Genomic DNA, 14,043 nt, shown 5'->3' on the forward strand with positions numbered 1-14,043 from the left:
GTGCGCGGTCAGTCCGGCGTGAGGTCGTCGAGCACGTAGACGTAGAGGTCGCCGACGATCTCTGCCCCCTCATGAGCCGCTTCGTCTTCGACCGCGTCGAGAAGCTCCGCGATCGCATTGCTCACCATCGCTGCGTTGCGCTCACGCCCGAGGTGCGTGAATCCGAGCACGAGGGCGGGGCGCTTGGCGGCATGCATCGCCTCTAGATACTGATTCCGCGAGAAGGAGGCGAGCTGCTGGAAGAGGTTCCAGGTCAGCCCTGAGGCGACGCGGTGGTCGACGAGCGGCGCGCGCCAGGCCGTGATCGTGTGCTCTGCTGCCACCCGGAACTCCCGGCGCTCGTTCGGGGTTGCGCGGGCGATGCCCAGGGTCGCGGCCAGGGTGGACAACCCCGCGCACTCCGCCACGATGGCCGCGAGCCACGCATCCGTCGGGGTCGCCACGACCGACGACTTGTGCGCATGCGCCTCGACCAGATGCTGCGCCGTCAGGATCGAGATCGCCTCGCGCACGGTGTTCGGGGCGACATCGAGCTCCTTCGAGAGCTTCGAGACCTTCAGAGCCGCGCCCGGCGGCAGGTCTCCGGTCTCCATCTTCGTGGTCAGCGCCTCCACCACGGATTCCAGTCGCGTCGGGACGGGTCGGGGAGCGGCCAGCTCCTTCCGGTCGACGAGATCCAGGATCTCAACCGACATGAACGAGGAAGCGCCAGCGCGCGGATCCGACTCGGCGCTACTCACTCGGGGAGCCGCCATTCGCCGGTGAGCGCCGCGCGCAACCGCTCGACGGTGGTGATGCGGAAGATCTCGAAGACCGCATCGCGCGCCGCATCGCCGTCTCGGGCTCGGAGTGCGCTCCGAAGCGGCTCGACGAGCGCGCGCTGCTGGTCTCCGAGCCACTGCGGTAGCGGCCGATCCTGAACCGAGCGGCTCAGGTGCAGGACGAGATTGCGATCGAGGATTTCGGTGACGACCGCGTTGTCGGCCAGCTCGATCACCTCGACCCACAGGGCGAACCAGAGCCGCAGCCCGTCGGGCATGCCACCTCGGGTGAGATCGGAGTCCAGGATCGCCTGCACTTTGGCGTCGAGAGAAGCCAGCTGGTCGTCGGTCAGGTTCGGAACCACTTTCGCCGCCGCATACGCGACCAGCGCCCCCGCGGCCTCGGCTCGATCCGACTGGGCCTGCAGGTCGATGGGTGCCACCCGAGTGAAGCGGTTCGAACTCATCTCCACCAGGCCCACGTCGGCGAGCCGGATGAGCGCCTCCCTGATCGGTGTGCGGGAGACTCCGTACTCGGCCTGAAGATCCTGATCACGGATCTCCTCGAGCGGTGCCAGACGCCCCGTCACGATCTCCTGCGCCAGGCGGGCATAGATCTGATCACGGATCAGCGTGCGCGGACGGGCCTTCGTCGAAGGTTTCGGCTCGTCCGTCATAACGGCCAGACTAGCCAGCGGCCTTTCGTTTGTCTCGGTTCTGCCGGTGCGGACCACGACAAGAGGCGAGCGCCCCACCGATCACCGTCCGGGAGTGCGAACGAGAGAGCGCCGCGCGCGCTTCACTATGTAGGCCGTTGCCGCGGCGTCGCTTCCCCCGGCCCATCGGTCGCAGAGCTCGACGGCCCAGTCAGGGCGGGTCTTCGCGGCGTCGTTGATCCAGTTGGCGACGGAGTCCTGCACCGAGCGAGAGGGGTCGGCACGCAGCGGATGCAGGATCGCTTCGCCGCGTTCCGGATGCTCCTTGAGTACGCCGATATGCGCTGCCCACACGCCTCGTGGCCGCAGCGCTTCGCTGGCGAACCGGCGAACACGCTCAGACGGATCACTCGTCCATCCGGTGAGGATGTCGATGCTGGCTCCGAGATCGGTCACGAGCACCGGGCGAGCGGCCATCCATACCCACTCGCGAACGGCGAAGTGCTCGTCATCGGCGAACCGCCGGAGTCGATCGAGCAGCGCGGGCGGGGCGCTAGGACGCGCGGCGATGAGGAAGCACGCCCACCCGCGCACGGTGTCGGAGGGATGGCCGGCCACGTACTCGAGCTCGGCGGAATCGAGTCGGGTTGCCAGGGCGGCTCCGATGCGCGCCATCCGCTTGAGGATGCCCAGTTGCTGCGCCTCGGCGGCTTCGGCGAGCAACCCGTCGTCTGCGTCGGGGAACACTGTGCGGAGCAGCATCGTGTGGTCGATGGCGAGGGCTTCGGTGAGCGTGCGCGACGATGCGGTGCCCGTGTTGAGCGCTTCCAGGTGCGCCGCGTCGATGTCGGCCAGAGTGCGTGCGCCTCGTCCGCTCGCCTGACTACTCACCGGCGAGGTTCTGCTGCAAGGCGGCCAGGACGAGCGCTGCGCCGTCGCGCTCCACAGCGCTGATCCCGACTCCGAGCTGTCGCAGCCAGCCTGCGTAGACGGGCACCAACTCGGCGATGAGCTGCTCGCCCGCACGGGTCGCGACGAGCGTGTGCGTGCGCCGGTCGCTCGCATGGGGGTGGCGCTCGATCAGCCCGTCGCGCTCGAGCCGGTCCAGGAGCCCAGTGACCGTCGCGGAAGTGACAGCGAGCCGAGTCGCGAGCAGCCGTGGCGTGATCCCCGACTCAGCGGAGACCGCCAGGAGCGTAGCCATCCGCCCCTCGGAGAGATCATGTCGGGCGAGCAGCTCCGCGCACGCGGCGTCGATCCGGCGCGCGGTCGTCAGCACCGTCATCACCAATCGTGCGGCATCGTCGTCGCCGAGCCGCGACAGCAGAAGCTCTTGCTTGATCCCCACCGCATTCGTCATCGATCAGAGATTACTAGGCGGCTAATGATATTGCCAAAGCGCATCCTGAACGTCGCGTTCCGGAGGAGGTGTCGATTTCGGGGATTCCCGTTCGACGTCATGATGAGAGGGTCGAACGGCGACCCCGAGCAGGAGGAAGAACATGACCCGCGAACTCGTCTACACCGGATTCATCACCGCCGACGGCATCGTCGACTCCCCCGGCGGCGCGGTCGAAGGCCACCCGAACGGCGGATGGGTCCTCCGCACGCCTTTCGACGCCGACGCATACTCCTTGAAGGGCGAAGAGCTGGCCGACACCACGGCGCTCCTGTTCGGGCGTCGCAGCTACGAGGCCTTCGCGCCGTTCTGGCGGGATTCGGAAGACCACGCCTCCTATCGGGATCTGCCCAAGTACGTCGTCTCGACCACCCTCACGGAACACGACCTGGTCGAAGGATGGGGCGAGACCCGCATCCTGCGCTCGACCGATGAGGTCGCGAGCCTCCGAGCCGGCGACGGCGGCGGCATCTTCATCCACGGCAGTGCGGAGCTCGCCCTCCGCCTCGCCGAGGCCGACCTCATCGACCGGTACAACCTGCTGACGTTCCCGGTGCTTCTCGGCTCCGGCAAGCGGATCTTCCCGTCGGGGCCACGCGAGCAGCGGCTGACGCTGCGCGAATCGGCCGCCTACGCGAACGGCGTCGTGAAGGTCGTCTACGACGTGGCCCGCTGATGGTCACCCGAGCTGGTAGACGTTCTTCGGCGTGAGGAGCTCGGTCACCGGCGTGAGCAGGTTCGGTCCGAGGTCGGACTCGCCGTCGACGTCGGAGTTCACGAACGCGACGAGCGTCATCTCCTTCTCGGGGAGATAGATCGTCACCGTCTTGTACCCGGGGAGTCCGCCGTTGTGGCCGATCCACCCGTCGAGCCGGAAGAGTCCGAGCCCGTAGCCGGAGTCCTGATCCTCGGGCGAGAGCGGCGTCACCGCCAAGCGCTCCTTCTGAAGCTCCGGCGACAGCAGCTGGCCCGTCGCGAGGGCGGGAACCCACACCTTCAGGTCATCCAGATCGGAGATCATCGCCCCGGCGGCCCATCCCCACGACGGGTTCCAGTCCGTCGCAACAGCCTTCGAGCCGTCGATCGTCTGCTTCGTGTATCCCTGGGCATGCGGCTCCGGGAACTCGGCGGCTTCGGGGAGGAAGGTGTGGTCGAGGCCGAGCGGCTCCGTCACCTCGACCCGAAGCACCTCCGACAGAGGCGCACCGGTGATCTTCTCGATCGCGAGACCGATGAGGATCGTGTTCGAGTTCGAGTACTCCACCACGGTGCCGGGCTCGTCGTGCAGCGACTTGTCCTTGATGCCCTCGATCAGGCTCTGCGGTGTCAGAGTCGCCAGCGGATCGGCCAGGTAGGCGCTCTGCCAGTCGGTGTCGTTCGTGTAGTCGGGGATGCCCGAGGTCATGCCGGCGAGGTGGCGCAGCGTGATCCTGTCGCCCTCGGCGATGCCGTCGACGTACTTCGAGATCGGGTCGTCGAGCGACACTTCGCCATCGTCCACCAGGCGAAGCAGTGCCGTCACGACGAACGTCTTGGTGACGCTGCCGATGCGGTGGTTCAGCGCGGGGGTCATCTCGGTCTTCTTCTCGACATCGGCGAGCCCCGCCGACGAGACGTACTCGCCGGCGGGACTCCAGATGGCGAGCGTCACGCCCGGCATGTCGTGTTCGGTGATCGCGTCGTCGAGGATCCGGTCGAGCTTCTTCACCGTCTCGGCGTCGAACGATCCGGAACTCGTGGAAGACGTCGCGGAGGGGGCGGGCGAAGCGCACGCGGCGAGCGCGAGAGCCGAGGTGCTGAGCCCGACGGCGGCGAGAGCGAGAGCGAAGCGAGGGCTGGGGGTGCGTGAGGTCACGAGACGCCTTCTATGGGGGAGAGGGTGGACTCTCATCGTCTCGAGAGTGGATGCTCGCCACATCGGCCGCGGGTAGGGGCGAGGTGATACCGCGGACGGACGTTTCACTGCCCGTTCGGCGGCGCATCGTGCTGAGGGATGAACATCGTGCGAACGCCCAGCCGAGGCTCGGAGAACGGAAAAGGCCCGGCTTCCTCAAGGGAACCGGGCCATTCTCACAATCACACCGGATGAACTTCCGATACGCACATACTGTGCGCGAGGGGGGACTTGAACCCCCACGTCCTTACGGACACTGGCACCTGAAGCCAGCGCGTCTACCATTCCGCCACTCGCGCGAGTGTCTCGTTCCGAAGAACTCAACTTCCCAAAGATATCATGCGTTTTCGGCCTCGTTGCACGCGCCTGGAGGGGGTTCGGCGGCTTTCCCCCAGGACACCTGGCTACGATGTGTCTACCAGTCGGCATGCCAGAGGAGCCCAGTGGGACTACTTGACAGCTTTGAGAAGGGTCTCGAACGCGCGGTTAACAGCGCGTTCGCCAAGACCTTCCGTAGCGGCATCCAGCCTGTGGAGATCGCTTCGGCGCTGCGGCGTGAAGCCGACACCAAGGCCGCGGTCGTGAGCCGCGATCGCATCATCGCGCCCAACAGCTTCGTCGTGCGCCTCAGTGCCGACGATGCAGAGCGGATGCAGGGCCTCGGCGGCGCCCTCACCGATGAGCTGCACGCACTTCTCACCAAGCACGCCACTTCTCAGGGCTACAGCTTCGCCGGCCCGCTTTCGATCAACCTCGAGGCCGACGAGAAGGTCGCCACCGGCACTGTGCGTGTGAGTTCGGGCACGGTCGAAGGTCGCGTCAACTGGCAGGCCGTCGTCGACGTCGACGGCCGTCGTCACTCGATCTCCCGCGCCCGCACGGTCATCGGCCGCGGGTCGGATGCCGACATCACGATCGCGGATGCCGGTTCGAGCCGTAAGCACGTCGAGATCCTGTGGGACGGCGAGCGCGCCATGATGCGCGACCTCGGTTCCACCAACGGCACGAAGGTCAACGGTCAGAAGCTGCGCGAAGCAGCTCTCCCCACCGACACCACGATCACCATCGGTCGCACCGACCTGGTGTTCCGCATCGTCCCCGTGGCCACGCCCTCGCGTCCTGCGTCCAGGGGCGACGACGCCACCCGAGCGTTCGGAGCCCTCGGTTGAGTGAACTGATCCTGCTTCTCCTGCGCATCGGGTTCCTCCTCCTGATGTGGTTCTTCGTGTTCGGCGTCGTGTACTCACTCCGCGCCGACCTGTTCGGCGTGCGGGTGCGCAAGCTCCCCGTCGAGGCGACCGCTGGTGCTCCGGCGCCCGCTCCGGCTGCTGCTCCTGCCGCGAAACCGGCATCCTCCCGCCCCACGACGACCGGACCGGCGACGGTCGCGACGGCCAAGCGCCTCGTGATCACCTCCGGCCCCAAGGCCGGCCTCGAACTGCCGCTCAGCGCCGACTCGCTCACCATCGGCCGCTCGAGCGAATCCGCCCTCGTGATCCGCGACGACTACACGTCCAGCCACCATGCCCGCCTGATGCTGCGCGGAGACAGCTGGGCGATTCAGGACCTCGACTCCACCAACGGCACCTTCGTCGCCGGCCAGCGCGTCTCCGGCTCGCCCGTCGCCCTCTCGCTCGGCACCCCCATCAAGGTGGGCGCCACGACCTTCGAGCTGCGAGCCTGACGCCGGCATGGTCTTCGAAGGCTCGAGCGTCGCGATCTCCCACACCGGGAAGGTCCGCTCCAACAACCAGGATTCCGGCTATTCCGGAGCGAACCTCTTCGTCGTCGCCGACGGCATGGGCGGTCACGCCGGTGGAGACGTCGCTTCGAGCATCGCGATCCACCGCCTCGAGCCCCTCGACCAGGCGTACACGTCGACCGAAGACGCCCAGGCCTCGCTGCAGGCCGCGACGACCACGGCCGCTGGCGACCTCATCCGCGCTGCGAAGGATCGCCCGGAGCTCGCGGGCCTCGGCACCACGGTCAGCGCGATCATCATGGTCGACGAATACGCGGTCATCGGCCACATCGGCGACTCGCGCATCTATCTGTACCGCGACGAGGCGCTGACCCAGATCACCGCCGACCACACCTTCGTGCAGCGCCTGGTCGACTCTGGCCGCATCACCCCGGAAGAGGCGCGCTACCACCCGCGCCGTTCCGTGCTCATGCGCGTGCTCAGCGACATGGACTCCGACCCCGAGCTCGACATGTTCGTCATGCACACGCAGCCCGGCGACCGATGGCTGCTCTGCTCGGACGGACTCTCGGGCGTCGTCGACGAGCCCCACATCCTCAAGGCGATGCAGCTCGGCCTCGCCCCGGGTCGTACGGCCGACATCCTGCTCAAGCAGGCTCTCGACGGCGGCGCGCCCGACAACGTCACGATGGTCCTGGTCGACGTCGGCGGACAGCATCCGATCCACTCGGGAACCCCCACCATCGTCGGCTCGGCCTCGAACCCCGATGGCGTGTACGTGCCGCCGGTGCGAGCTCCGCGCGGGAACTGGCTGCACCCGGTGCGTCAGGCCGCGAACGAGCCGAGCCACTTCGAGCCGGCCCCCGAGTATCTCGAAGAGCTCATCGAAGAGGATCGCCGTCGCGCCAAGCGTCGCCGTCTGGGCTGGATCGCCGGCGCTCTCGTAGTCGTCGTGATGCTCGGTGTCGCCGCCTTCGCTGCCTACAGCTGGACCCAGACGCGCTACTTCATCGGCGCCGACGAAGACAGCGTGGTGATCTTCCAGGGTGTGCAGCAGAACATCGGGCCGGTCACCCTGTCGACTCCGATCGAAGACACCGACATCCTCCTCGCGAACCTTCCGCCCTATCAACGGGCGTCGGTCGAGCGCACCATCACCGCGCGTTCGCTGTCCGATGCGATGGCGATCGTCGACCGGCTCCGAGCGGGCGCCGAGGCGAACGTGATCGAGCAGACCCCGCTGCCCACGCCCATGCCCACCCCTGTCGACACCCCTGCAGGGGGTGAGGGATGAGCACCGACGTCACAGCCGACACCAGCGTCATCAAGGCCCTCAAACGCATCCGGATGCCGCAGAACCAGCGCAACCGCGAGTTCTGGCTGCTGCTCTTCGCCTGCGCCATCAGCGGCGCCGCCCTCACGCTCGTGCAGCTGGGCGCACTCGGTGTGATCGACCCGATGATCCTGGCGATCGGCGGTGGGCTCGCTGCCCTCGCGTTCGCCCTGCACATCGTGCTGCGCTTCGTCGCCTCCGACGCCGACCCGTTCGTCGTGCCGATCGCGACTCTGCTCACCGGCCTCGGCATCGCGATGATCTATCGGATCGACATCGCGTTCAAGAACACCGGCTGGAACGCCTATTCCACCAAGCAGCTCGCGTGGACGGCGATCTCGCTCGCCGGCGCCATCGCCGTGGTCATCCTGCTGCGCAACTACCGCGTCCTGTTCCGGTACACCTACATCTTCGGCCTCGCCGGAATCCTGCTCCTGCTCCTGCCGTTCGTCCCCGGCCTGCGCATCCCCGACGCGAACGCCGCGGTCTGGGTCTCGCTCGGCGGCGCGTTCGCCTTCCAGCCGGGTGAGCTCGCCAAGATCTGTCTGGCCATCTTCTTCGCCGGATACCTCGTCCGCACCCGCGAGAGCCTGACGTCGGTCGGCAAACGCGTGCTCGGCATCACCTGGCCCCGCATGCGCGAGCTCGGGCCGGTACTCGTCGTCTGGCTCATCTCGCTGGGGATCATCGTCTTCCAGCGTGACCTCGGCACCGGAACCCTGATCTTCGGGATGTTCGTCGCGATGCTCTACGTAGCGACCGGTAAGACGAGCTGGGTGCTCATCGGCCTCGCCCTGGTGGTCGCCGGCGTCGCGCTCGCGACGCAGATCCTCAGTTACGTGCAGGGTCGCTTCGTCAACTGGCTGTTCCTCTTCGACGCCGACCAGGTCGACCCCGACGGTGCCGGATACCAGCCGATGCAGGGCCTGTTCGGCCTCGCGCGCGGCGGGCTCATGGGCACGGGCTGGGGTCAGGGACGCCCCGAGGTCACCCCGCTCGCCCACAGCGACTACATCATCACCAGCCTCGGCGAAGAACTCGGCCTGATCGGCCTGTTCGCGATCCTCTGCCTCTACATGGTGTTCGTCAGCCGAGGCATGCGCATCGGCCTCGCAGGTCAGGACGACTTCGGCAAGCTGCTCGCGACCGGGCTCTCGTTCACGATCGCGCTGCAGGTGTTCATCATGGTCGGCGGCGTCACGCGCCTCATCCCGCTGACCGGTCTGACCACTCCGTTCCTCGCCGCCGGCGGCTCGTCGCTCGTGGCCAACTGGCTCATCGTCGCGCTGCTGCTGCGCATCTCCGACGGCGTGCGCCGCCAGCCGAGGATCGTGATCGGATGACCAAAGAACTCCGCCGCCTCAGCATCATCATGCTGTTCATGTTCCTCGCGCTCTTCACGGCGACCAGCTGGATCCAGGTCGTCGAGGCGGATGCGCTGGCCCAGAACAGCAACAACAAGCGCACCGCGCTCGACAGCTATGAGATCCAACGCGGGTCGATCATCGTCGACGGCGCCACCATCGCCAACTCCGTACCGAGCGATGACCGGTACCAGTTCCAGCGCGTCTACACGGATGCCCCGATGTGGGAGCCGGTGACCGGGTACTTCAACCCCGCTCTCGGGTCGAGCACCGGCATCGAGCAGGCCATGAACGCCGATCTCTCCGGTACGGGGTCCAACGCGTTCCTCGGCGAGGTCGAGCGCATCCTGTCCGGCCAGCCTCAGCGCGGCTACAGCGTCGAGCTCTCCCTGAACACCGCAGCGCAGCGGGCCGCGTACGAAGCGCTCGATGGGCTCAAGGGCGCAGTCGTCGCGATGGACCCGAAGACCGGACGCATCCTGGCGATGGTCTCGACCCCCGGATTCGACACCAACCTCATGGCGACCCACGACGCGAATGCCGCGAACGCGACGTATGACGGGCTGGTCGCCGACTCGAACAAGCCGCTGTCCAACCGGGCGATCGCGGGCGACCTCAATCCTCCCGGTTCGACCTTCAAGGTCGTCGTCGCTGCGGCCGCCTACGCCAGCGGCAACTGGACCCCGGACTCGACTCTGCCCAACCCCGTCGCTTACACGCTGCCCGGTTCATCCAACCGCGTATCCAACGCCTGGGGCGGCACCTGCGGTCCCGGCGAGACGGTCACGATCGCGGAGGCGATCCGCCTCAGCTGCAACATTCCGATGGCAGAGCTCGCGGTCGAACTCGGCGACGACACCATCCGCGAGATGGCGGACAAGCTCGGATTCAATCAGTCCTTCGAGACACCGCTGAAGTCGACCCCTTCGAGCTACCCCCGCGCGCTCGACGATGCACAGACGGCCTTGACCGGATTCGGACAGGGACAGGTCACCGCGACTCCGCTGCAGATGGCGATGGTCTCTGCCGGACTCGCCAACGACGGACTCGTGATGAACCCGCGGATGGTCGACGCCGTGATCGGCAACGATCTGTCCGTCATCAAGGCTTTCGAGAACAGCGAGTTCGGTCGCGCCATGGATGCGGACGTCGCGAACAACGTCACCGCGGCGATGGTCGCGAGCGTCGCTACGGGAGCGGCCCAGGGTGCAAGAATAGACGGGATCGACGTGGCCGGTAAGACGGGTACCGCAGAGAACGGAAACAGGCCGCATACGTTGTGGTTCACCGGTTTTGCACCGGCGAACGACCCCGCGGTCGCAGTAGCGGTCGTCGTCGAAGACGGCGGCGGACAGGGACAATCAGGTAGCGGCGACACCATCGCCGCTCCGATTGCGAAGAAGGTCATAGAGGCGGTGCTGGGCAGATGAGGCCGACGCAGGGTGTGTCGTTCGGTGGTCGTTACGAGCTGCAGTCGCGTATCGCGATCGGTGGCATGGGCGAGGTGTGGGAAGCGACGGATCACGTCATCGGACGTACCGTCGCGATCAAGATCCTCAAAGACGAATACATGGGGGACCCCGGGTTCCTCGAGCGGTTCCGTGCCGAGGCACGGCACGCTGCTCTCGTCAACCATGAGGGCATCGCCAGCGTGTTCGACTACGGCGAGGAGAACGGCAGTGCCTACCTCGTCATGGAGCTGGTACCGGGTGAAGCACTCTCGACCGTGCTCGAGCGCGAAGGCGCGCTGAGCGCCGACAAGACGCTCGACATCGTCGCCCAGACCGCATCCGCTCTGCAGGCCGCTCACGCCGCAGGTCTCGTGCACCGCGACATCAAGCCGGGCAACCTGCTGATCACGCCCGACGGTCGCGTGAAGATCACCGACTTCGGCATCGCGCGCATCGCAGACCAGGTGCCGCTCACCGCGACCGGCCAGGTCATGGGCACAGTGCAGTACCTGTCGCCCGAGCAGGCCTCCGGACACCCGGCATCGCCCGCGACCGACACCTACTCGCTCGGCATCGTGGCGTACGAGTGCCTGGCGGGCAAGCGTCCGTTCACCGGCGAATCGCAGGTGGCCATCGCGATGGCGCAGATCAACGAGCAGGCGCCTCCACTGCCGCCGACCGTGCCGATCCCGGTGCAGAACCTGGTCATGGCGATGATCGCCAAGAAGCCCAGCGACCGCCCATCATCGTCCGCGACGGTGGCACGCGCAGCTCAGGCCCTTCGACGCGGAGACCTGAACTCGGCGGCCATCGCCGTTCCCGCGATCGCGACCGGTGGCATCGCCGGCGGCGACGACGCCACGCGGCTCCTTACCGCTTCCGGCGACGACGGCACCACGCGCATCCTCCCCACCACCGCCCAGCTCCCCACCGAGGAAGCCGCGGAAGAGGAGAAGAAGAAGAAGCGCAGCCCCTGGACCTGGCCGCTGATCGCACTGATCGCGCTGCTGGTGATCGTGCTCGGTGGCACGGTGTGGGCGATGCTGGCGAACCAGGGCGATGACGACGGCAAGCCCACGCCCACGCCGAGCACCACCACCTCGCAGACCCCGACTCCGACGACGCCGCCGCCGACACCGGAAGTGACCCGTGTCGACGTGACTGCGCTGAAGCTGGAAGGCATGGACTGCGGCGCCGCCACGTCCACCCTCACCGGCGCGGGCTTCGAGAGTGAGATCACCTGCGTCGACGGCGACCCTGCCCCCACCGATGAGGCCGTCGGCACGGTGTACCGTGTCGCGCCCACCGGCAACGTCGAGACGACCCAGCCGATCACGCTGACCGTGTACGCCGCTCGCGCCGGCCTCCCGACGCCGACCGACGCACCGACGATCTCGCCCACCGGCGACCCGGTCGCCGGCTCGACGGTGACGATCTCGTGGGGCACCGGCTTCACGTGCCCCAGCGGTACCACCCTGTCGGGCTACGTCGTCTCGGTCCAGAACGGCACCTTCGCCACAGGCGGACCGACGTTCCAGCCGACACAGCGCAACACTCAGGTGAAGGTCGCGGATGCCGCCGGCCAGCAGCTCATCGTCTCGTACCAGGGCATGTGCTCCGGTGGCGACCAGCGCACCTCGGCCGCGTCGCCGTCGCTCTCGGTCCCGATCGCTGCGGCCACCGTGCCGGGCGACGGCGACAGCGACACCGACGGGTAACCTTTAATCCAGTTCAGTCAGAGTAGTTTCCAGGGGGGTCATCCGTGTCCACAGAGCCACGAGTCATCGCGGGCCGGTACCGCGTCGACGAGCTCATCGGGCATGGCGGAATGGCGAAGGTCTACCGCGGGTACGACCTGACGCTCGGGCGTGAGGTCGCGATCAAGGTCCTCGACCCTGATCTGGCGCGTGACACCGCCTTCCGCAACCGGTTCCGCCTCGAAGCACAGGCCGCCTCGCGCATGTCGCATCCGTCGATCGTGCGGGTGTTCGACGCCGGCGACCCTTCGACCGGCGACAGCAGCTCGAACGAGCCGCCCTACATCGTGATGGAGCTCGTCAAGGGCACTCTCCTCAAGGACATCATCTCCGCCGGCCCGGTACCGGTGACCGATGCCGTGCGCTACGTCGACGGCATCCTCGAAGCTCTCGACTACTCGCATCGCGCCGGCGTCGTGCACCGCGACATCAAGCCGGGCAACGTCATGGTGACCGACAAGGGTCAGGTCAAGGTGATGGACTTCGGCATCGCCCGAGCCGTCTCCGACTCGTCGTCGACGGTGGCCGAGACAACGCAGATCATCGGCACCGCCGCCTACTTCTCGCCGGAGCAGGCCAAGGGCGAACCCGTCGACGCTCGCACCGACCTCTATTCCACCGGTGTGGTGCTGTATGAGCTCCTCACCGGTCGTCAGCCGTTCCGTGGCGAGTCTCCCGTGGCAGTCGCCTACCAGCACGTGAGCGAGACCCCCGTTCCGCCGACCGAAGTGAACGAAGACGCTCCGCGGTCTCTCGACCCGATCGTGCTGCGCGCGCTCGCGAAAGACCCCTACCAGCGGTATCCGGATGCCGCGCACTTCCGCGCCGCCCTCGACGCCGCCGTGACCGGCAATGCACCGACCCGCAAGGAACTCGGTGCGCTGACCAGCGAGCTCTACGGTCCGAGCCCGCGGCAGGCACAGGAGACTGCGCGTTCGCTGCGCCAGCTCAGCACCGACACGACCATGACCCGAACGCAGTCCGGCCCGCCGGTCGCGTGGATCTGGGCGGGAGTCGCGCTTCTCGCCGTTCTGCTGGCATCCGTGCTGTTCTGGGTGGTCACCATCAGCATGCGCCCGGCAGACGTGTCGAGCACGTCGCGGATCGTTCCCAACCTCGTCAACGTTTCGTCCGAGCGTGCACAGGACGATCTCGCCAAGCTCGACCTGACCTCGAAGATCGTGATCGAGACGAGTTCCGAAGTCGCGGAAGGCAACGTCATCCGCACCGACCCCGAAGCGGGCGTCTCGGTGGAGGAAGGCTCGACGGTCACCCTGCATGTCTCCTCCGGTGAAGAGACGGTGGTCATGCCGAAGATCGAGGGCATGGCTCTCGACGACGCCACGAACGCACTGAAGGCTGCTGGCCTCGAACTCGGGACCGTCATCCAACGCAACGACAAGTCTCTGGCGGCGAACACCGTCATCTCCGCGAGCGAGAAGGCCGACAGTGAGCTGGATCCAGGCACCGTCATCAACCTCGTCGTGGCCAGCGGCAAGGTGACTCTGACCGACCTCGTCGGCTGGACCGTCGACGCTGCCACTACCAACCTCACAGACCTCGGACTGGTCGCCGCACCCACACCGACGACGGATTGCCCGGCTACGGAGCCGGCGACCGTCCACTCGATGTCTGTGGCGCCGGGAGACGTTCCGATCGGTTCGTCGGTGCAGATCTTCTTCTGCACCGGATAGCGGTCGACGGATCGCACGATCCACCGCTGAGG

At 67.2% G+C, this 14,043-nt stretch carries 13 protein-coding genes and 1 tRNA gene; 8 read left to right on the top strand and 6 right to left on the bottom strand.

Going from position 1 to position 14,043, the window contains the following annotated elements:
* Positions 1-8: 8 nt before the first annotated feature.
* From ACIQTX_RS01360 to ACIQTX_RS01375, 4 genes are all read right to left on the bottom strand, one after another.
* Complete coding sequence (locus ACIQTX_RS01360; RefSeq protein WP_402967912.1) at positions 9-695, bottom strand: GntR family transcriptional regulator; 687 nt, start codon at positions 693-695, stop codon at positions 9-11.
* A gap of 41 nt (positions 696-736) precedes the next feature.
* Entirely contained in the window at positions 737-1,438 is a 702-nt protein-coding gene (locus ACIQTX_RS01365; protein ID WP_402967915.1) for a GntR family transcriptional regulator, read from the bottom strand.
* A gap of 81 nt (positions 1,439-1,519) precedes the next feature.
* Positions 1,520-2,308 carry a HEAT repeat domain-containing protein gene (locus ACIQTX_RS01370; RefSeq protein ID WP_402967918.1) on the bottom strand — a complete coding sequence of 263 codons (789 nt, stop codon included), beginning with the start codon at positions 2,306-2,308 and terminating at the stop codon, positions 1,520-1,522.
* Entirely contained in the window at positions 2,301-2,777 is a 477-nt protein-coding gene (locus ACIQTX_RS01375) for a MarR family winged helix-turn-helix transcriptional regulator (RefSeq protein ID WP_402967921.1), read from the bottom strand. The genes ACIQTX_RS01370 and ACIQTX_RS01375 overlap by 8 nt, the downstream gene beginning before the upstream one ends.
* Positions 2,778-2,919: 142 nt before the next feature.
* On the opposite strand from ACIQTX_RS01375, the gene ACIQTX_RS01380 reads away from it, so the two are divergent.
* Complete coding sequence (locus ACIQTX_RS01380; protein ID WP_402967924.1) at positions 2,920-3,492, top strand: dihydrofolate reductase family protein; 573 nt, start codon at positions 2,920-2,922, stop codon at positions 3,490-3,492.
* 3 nt (positions 3,493-3,495) lie between these two features.
* On the opposite strand, the gene ACIQTX_RS01385 is transcribed toward ACIQTX_RS01380, so the two are convergent.
* Both ACIQTX_RS01385 and ACIQTX_RS01390 read right to left on the bottom strand, forming a co-directional pair.
* Positions 3,496-4,671, bottom strand: coding sequence for a serine hydrolase domain-containing protein (locus tag ACIQTX_RS01385; protein ID WP_402967927.1), 1,176 nt, complete (start codon positions 4,669-4,671; stop codon positions 3,496-3,498).
* A gap of 255 nt (positions 4,672-4,926) precedes the next feature.
* Positions 4,927-5,009 (bottom strand) — tRNA-Leu (locus tag ACIQTX_RS01390).
* Positions 5,010-5,153: 144 nt separating this feature from the next.
* Here ACIQTX_RS01390 and ACIQTX_RS01395 point away from each other — a divergent pair.
* Genes ACIQTX_RS01395 through pknB form a run of 7 tightly spaced genes read left to right on the top strand, consistent with a single transcriptional unit; the run spans position 5,154 to position 14,011 of the window.
* Positions 5,154-5,879, top strand: coding sequence for a DUF3662 and FHA domain-containing protein (locus ACIQTX_RS01395; RefSeq protein ID WP_028501233.1), 726 nt, complete (start codon positions 5,154-5,156; stop codon positions 5,877-5,879).
* Complete coding sequence (locus ACIQTX_RS01400) at positions 5,876-6,394, top strand: FHA domain-containing protein (RefSeq protein ID WP_402967931.1); 519 nt, start codon at positions 5,876-5,878, stop codon at positions 6,392-6,394. Before ACIQTX_RS01395 ends, ACIQTX_RS01400 begins: the two co-directional genes overlap by 4 nt.
* A gap of 7 nt (positions 6,395-6,401) precedes the next feature.
* On the top strand, positions 6,402-7,706 hold the full coding sequence (locus ACIQTX_RS01405) for a PP2C family serine/threonine-protein phosphatase (protein WP_105526523.1): 1,305 nt from the start codon (positions 6,402-6,404) through the stop codon (positions 7,704-7,706).
* Complete coding sequence (locus ACIQTX_RS01410) at positions 7,703-9,088, top strand: FtsW/RodA/SpoVE family cell cycle protein (RefSeq protein WP_028501230.1); 1,386 nt, start codon at positions 7,703-7,705, stop codon at positions 9,086-9,088. The genes ACIQTX_RS01405 and ACIQTX_RS01410 overlap by 4 nt, the downstream gene beginning before the upstream one ends.
* Entirely contained in the window at positions 9,085-10,539 is a 1,455-nt protein-coding gene (locus tag ACIQTX_RS01415; RefSeq protein WP_402967936.1) for a penicillin-binding transpeptidase domain-containing protein, read from the top strand. Before ACIQTX_RS01410 ends, ACIQTX_RS01415 begins: the two co-directional genes overlap by 4 nt.
* On the top strand, positions 10,536-12,278 hold the full coding sequence (locus ACIQTX_RS01420) for a protein kinase (RefSeq protein WP_402967939.1): 1,743 nt from the start codon (positions 10,536-10,538) through the stop codon (positions 12,276-12,278). Before ACIQTX_RS01415 ends, ACIQTX_RS01420 begins: the two co-directional genes overlap by 4 nt.
* 44 nt (positions 12,279-12,322) lie before the next feature.
* On the top strand, positions 12,323-14,011 hold the full coding sequence (gene pknB / locus ACIQTX_RS01425; RefSeq protein ID WP_402967942.1) for a Stk1 family PASTA domain-containing Ser/Thr kinase: 1,689 nt from the start codon (positions 12,323-12,325) through the stop codon (positions 14,009-14,011).
* Positions 14,012-14,043: the final 32 nt, after the last annotated feature.

The organism is Microbacterium sp. NPDC090281 (genome assembly GCF_044769635.1).
In the GTDB taxonomy this organism is placed as follows: Bacteria; Actinomycetota; Actinomycetes; order Actinomycetales; family Microbacteriaceae; genus Microbacterium.

Bases quoted from the DNA above. Each gene is read 5' to 3' on its own strand.
- ACIQTX_RS01415 (WP_402967936.1), top strand. From the start codon at position 9,085: ATGACCAAAGAACTCCGCCGCCTCAGCATCATCATGCTGTTCATGTTC.
- ACIQTX_RS01410 (WP_028501230.1), top strand. From the start codon at position 7,703: ATGAGCACCGACGTCACAGCCGACACCAGCGTCATCAAGGCCCTCAAA.
- ACIQTX_RS01380 (WP_402967924.1), top strand. From the start codon at position 2,920: ATGACCCGCGAACTCGTCTACACCGGATTCATCACCGCCGACGGCATC.
- ACIQTX_RS01420 (WP_402967939.1), top strand. From the start codon at position 10,536: ATGAGGCCGACGCAGGGTGTGTCGTTCGGTGGTCGTTACGAGCTGCAG.
- ACIQTX_RS01405 (WP_105526523.1), top strand. From the start codon at position 6,402: ATGGTCTTCGAAGGCTCGAGCGTCGCGATCTCCCACACCGGGAAGGTC.
- ACIQTX_RS01375 (WP_402967921.1), bottom strand. From the start codon at position 2,777: ATGACGAATGCGGTGGGGATCAAGCAAGAGCTTCTGCTGTCGCGGCTC.
- ACIQTX_RS01365 (WP_402967915.1), bottom strand. From the start codon at position 1,438: ATGACGGACGAGCCGAAACCTTCGACGAAGGCCCGTCCGCGCACGCTG.
- ACIQTX_RS01360 (WP_402967912.1), bottom strand. From the start codon at position 695: ATGTCGGTTGAGATCCTGGATCTCGTCGACCGGAAGGAGCTGGCCGCT.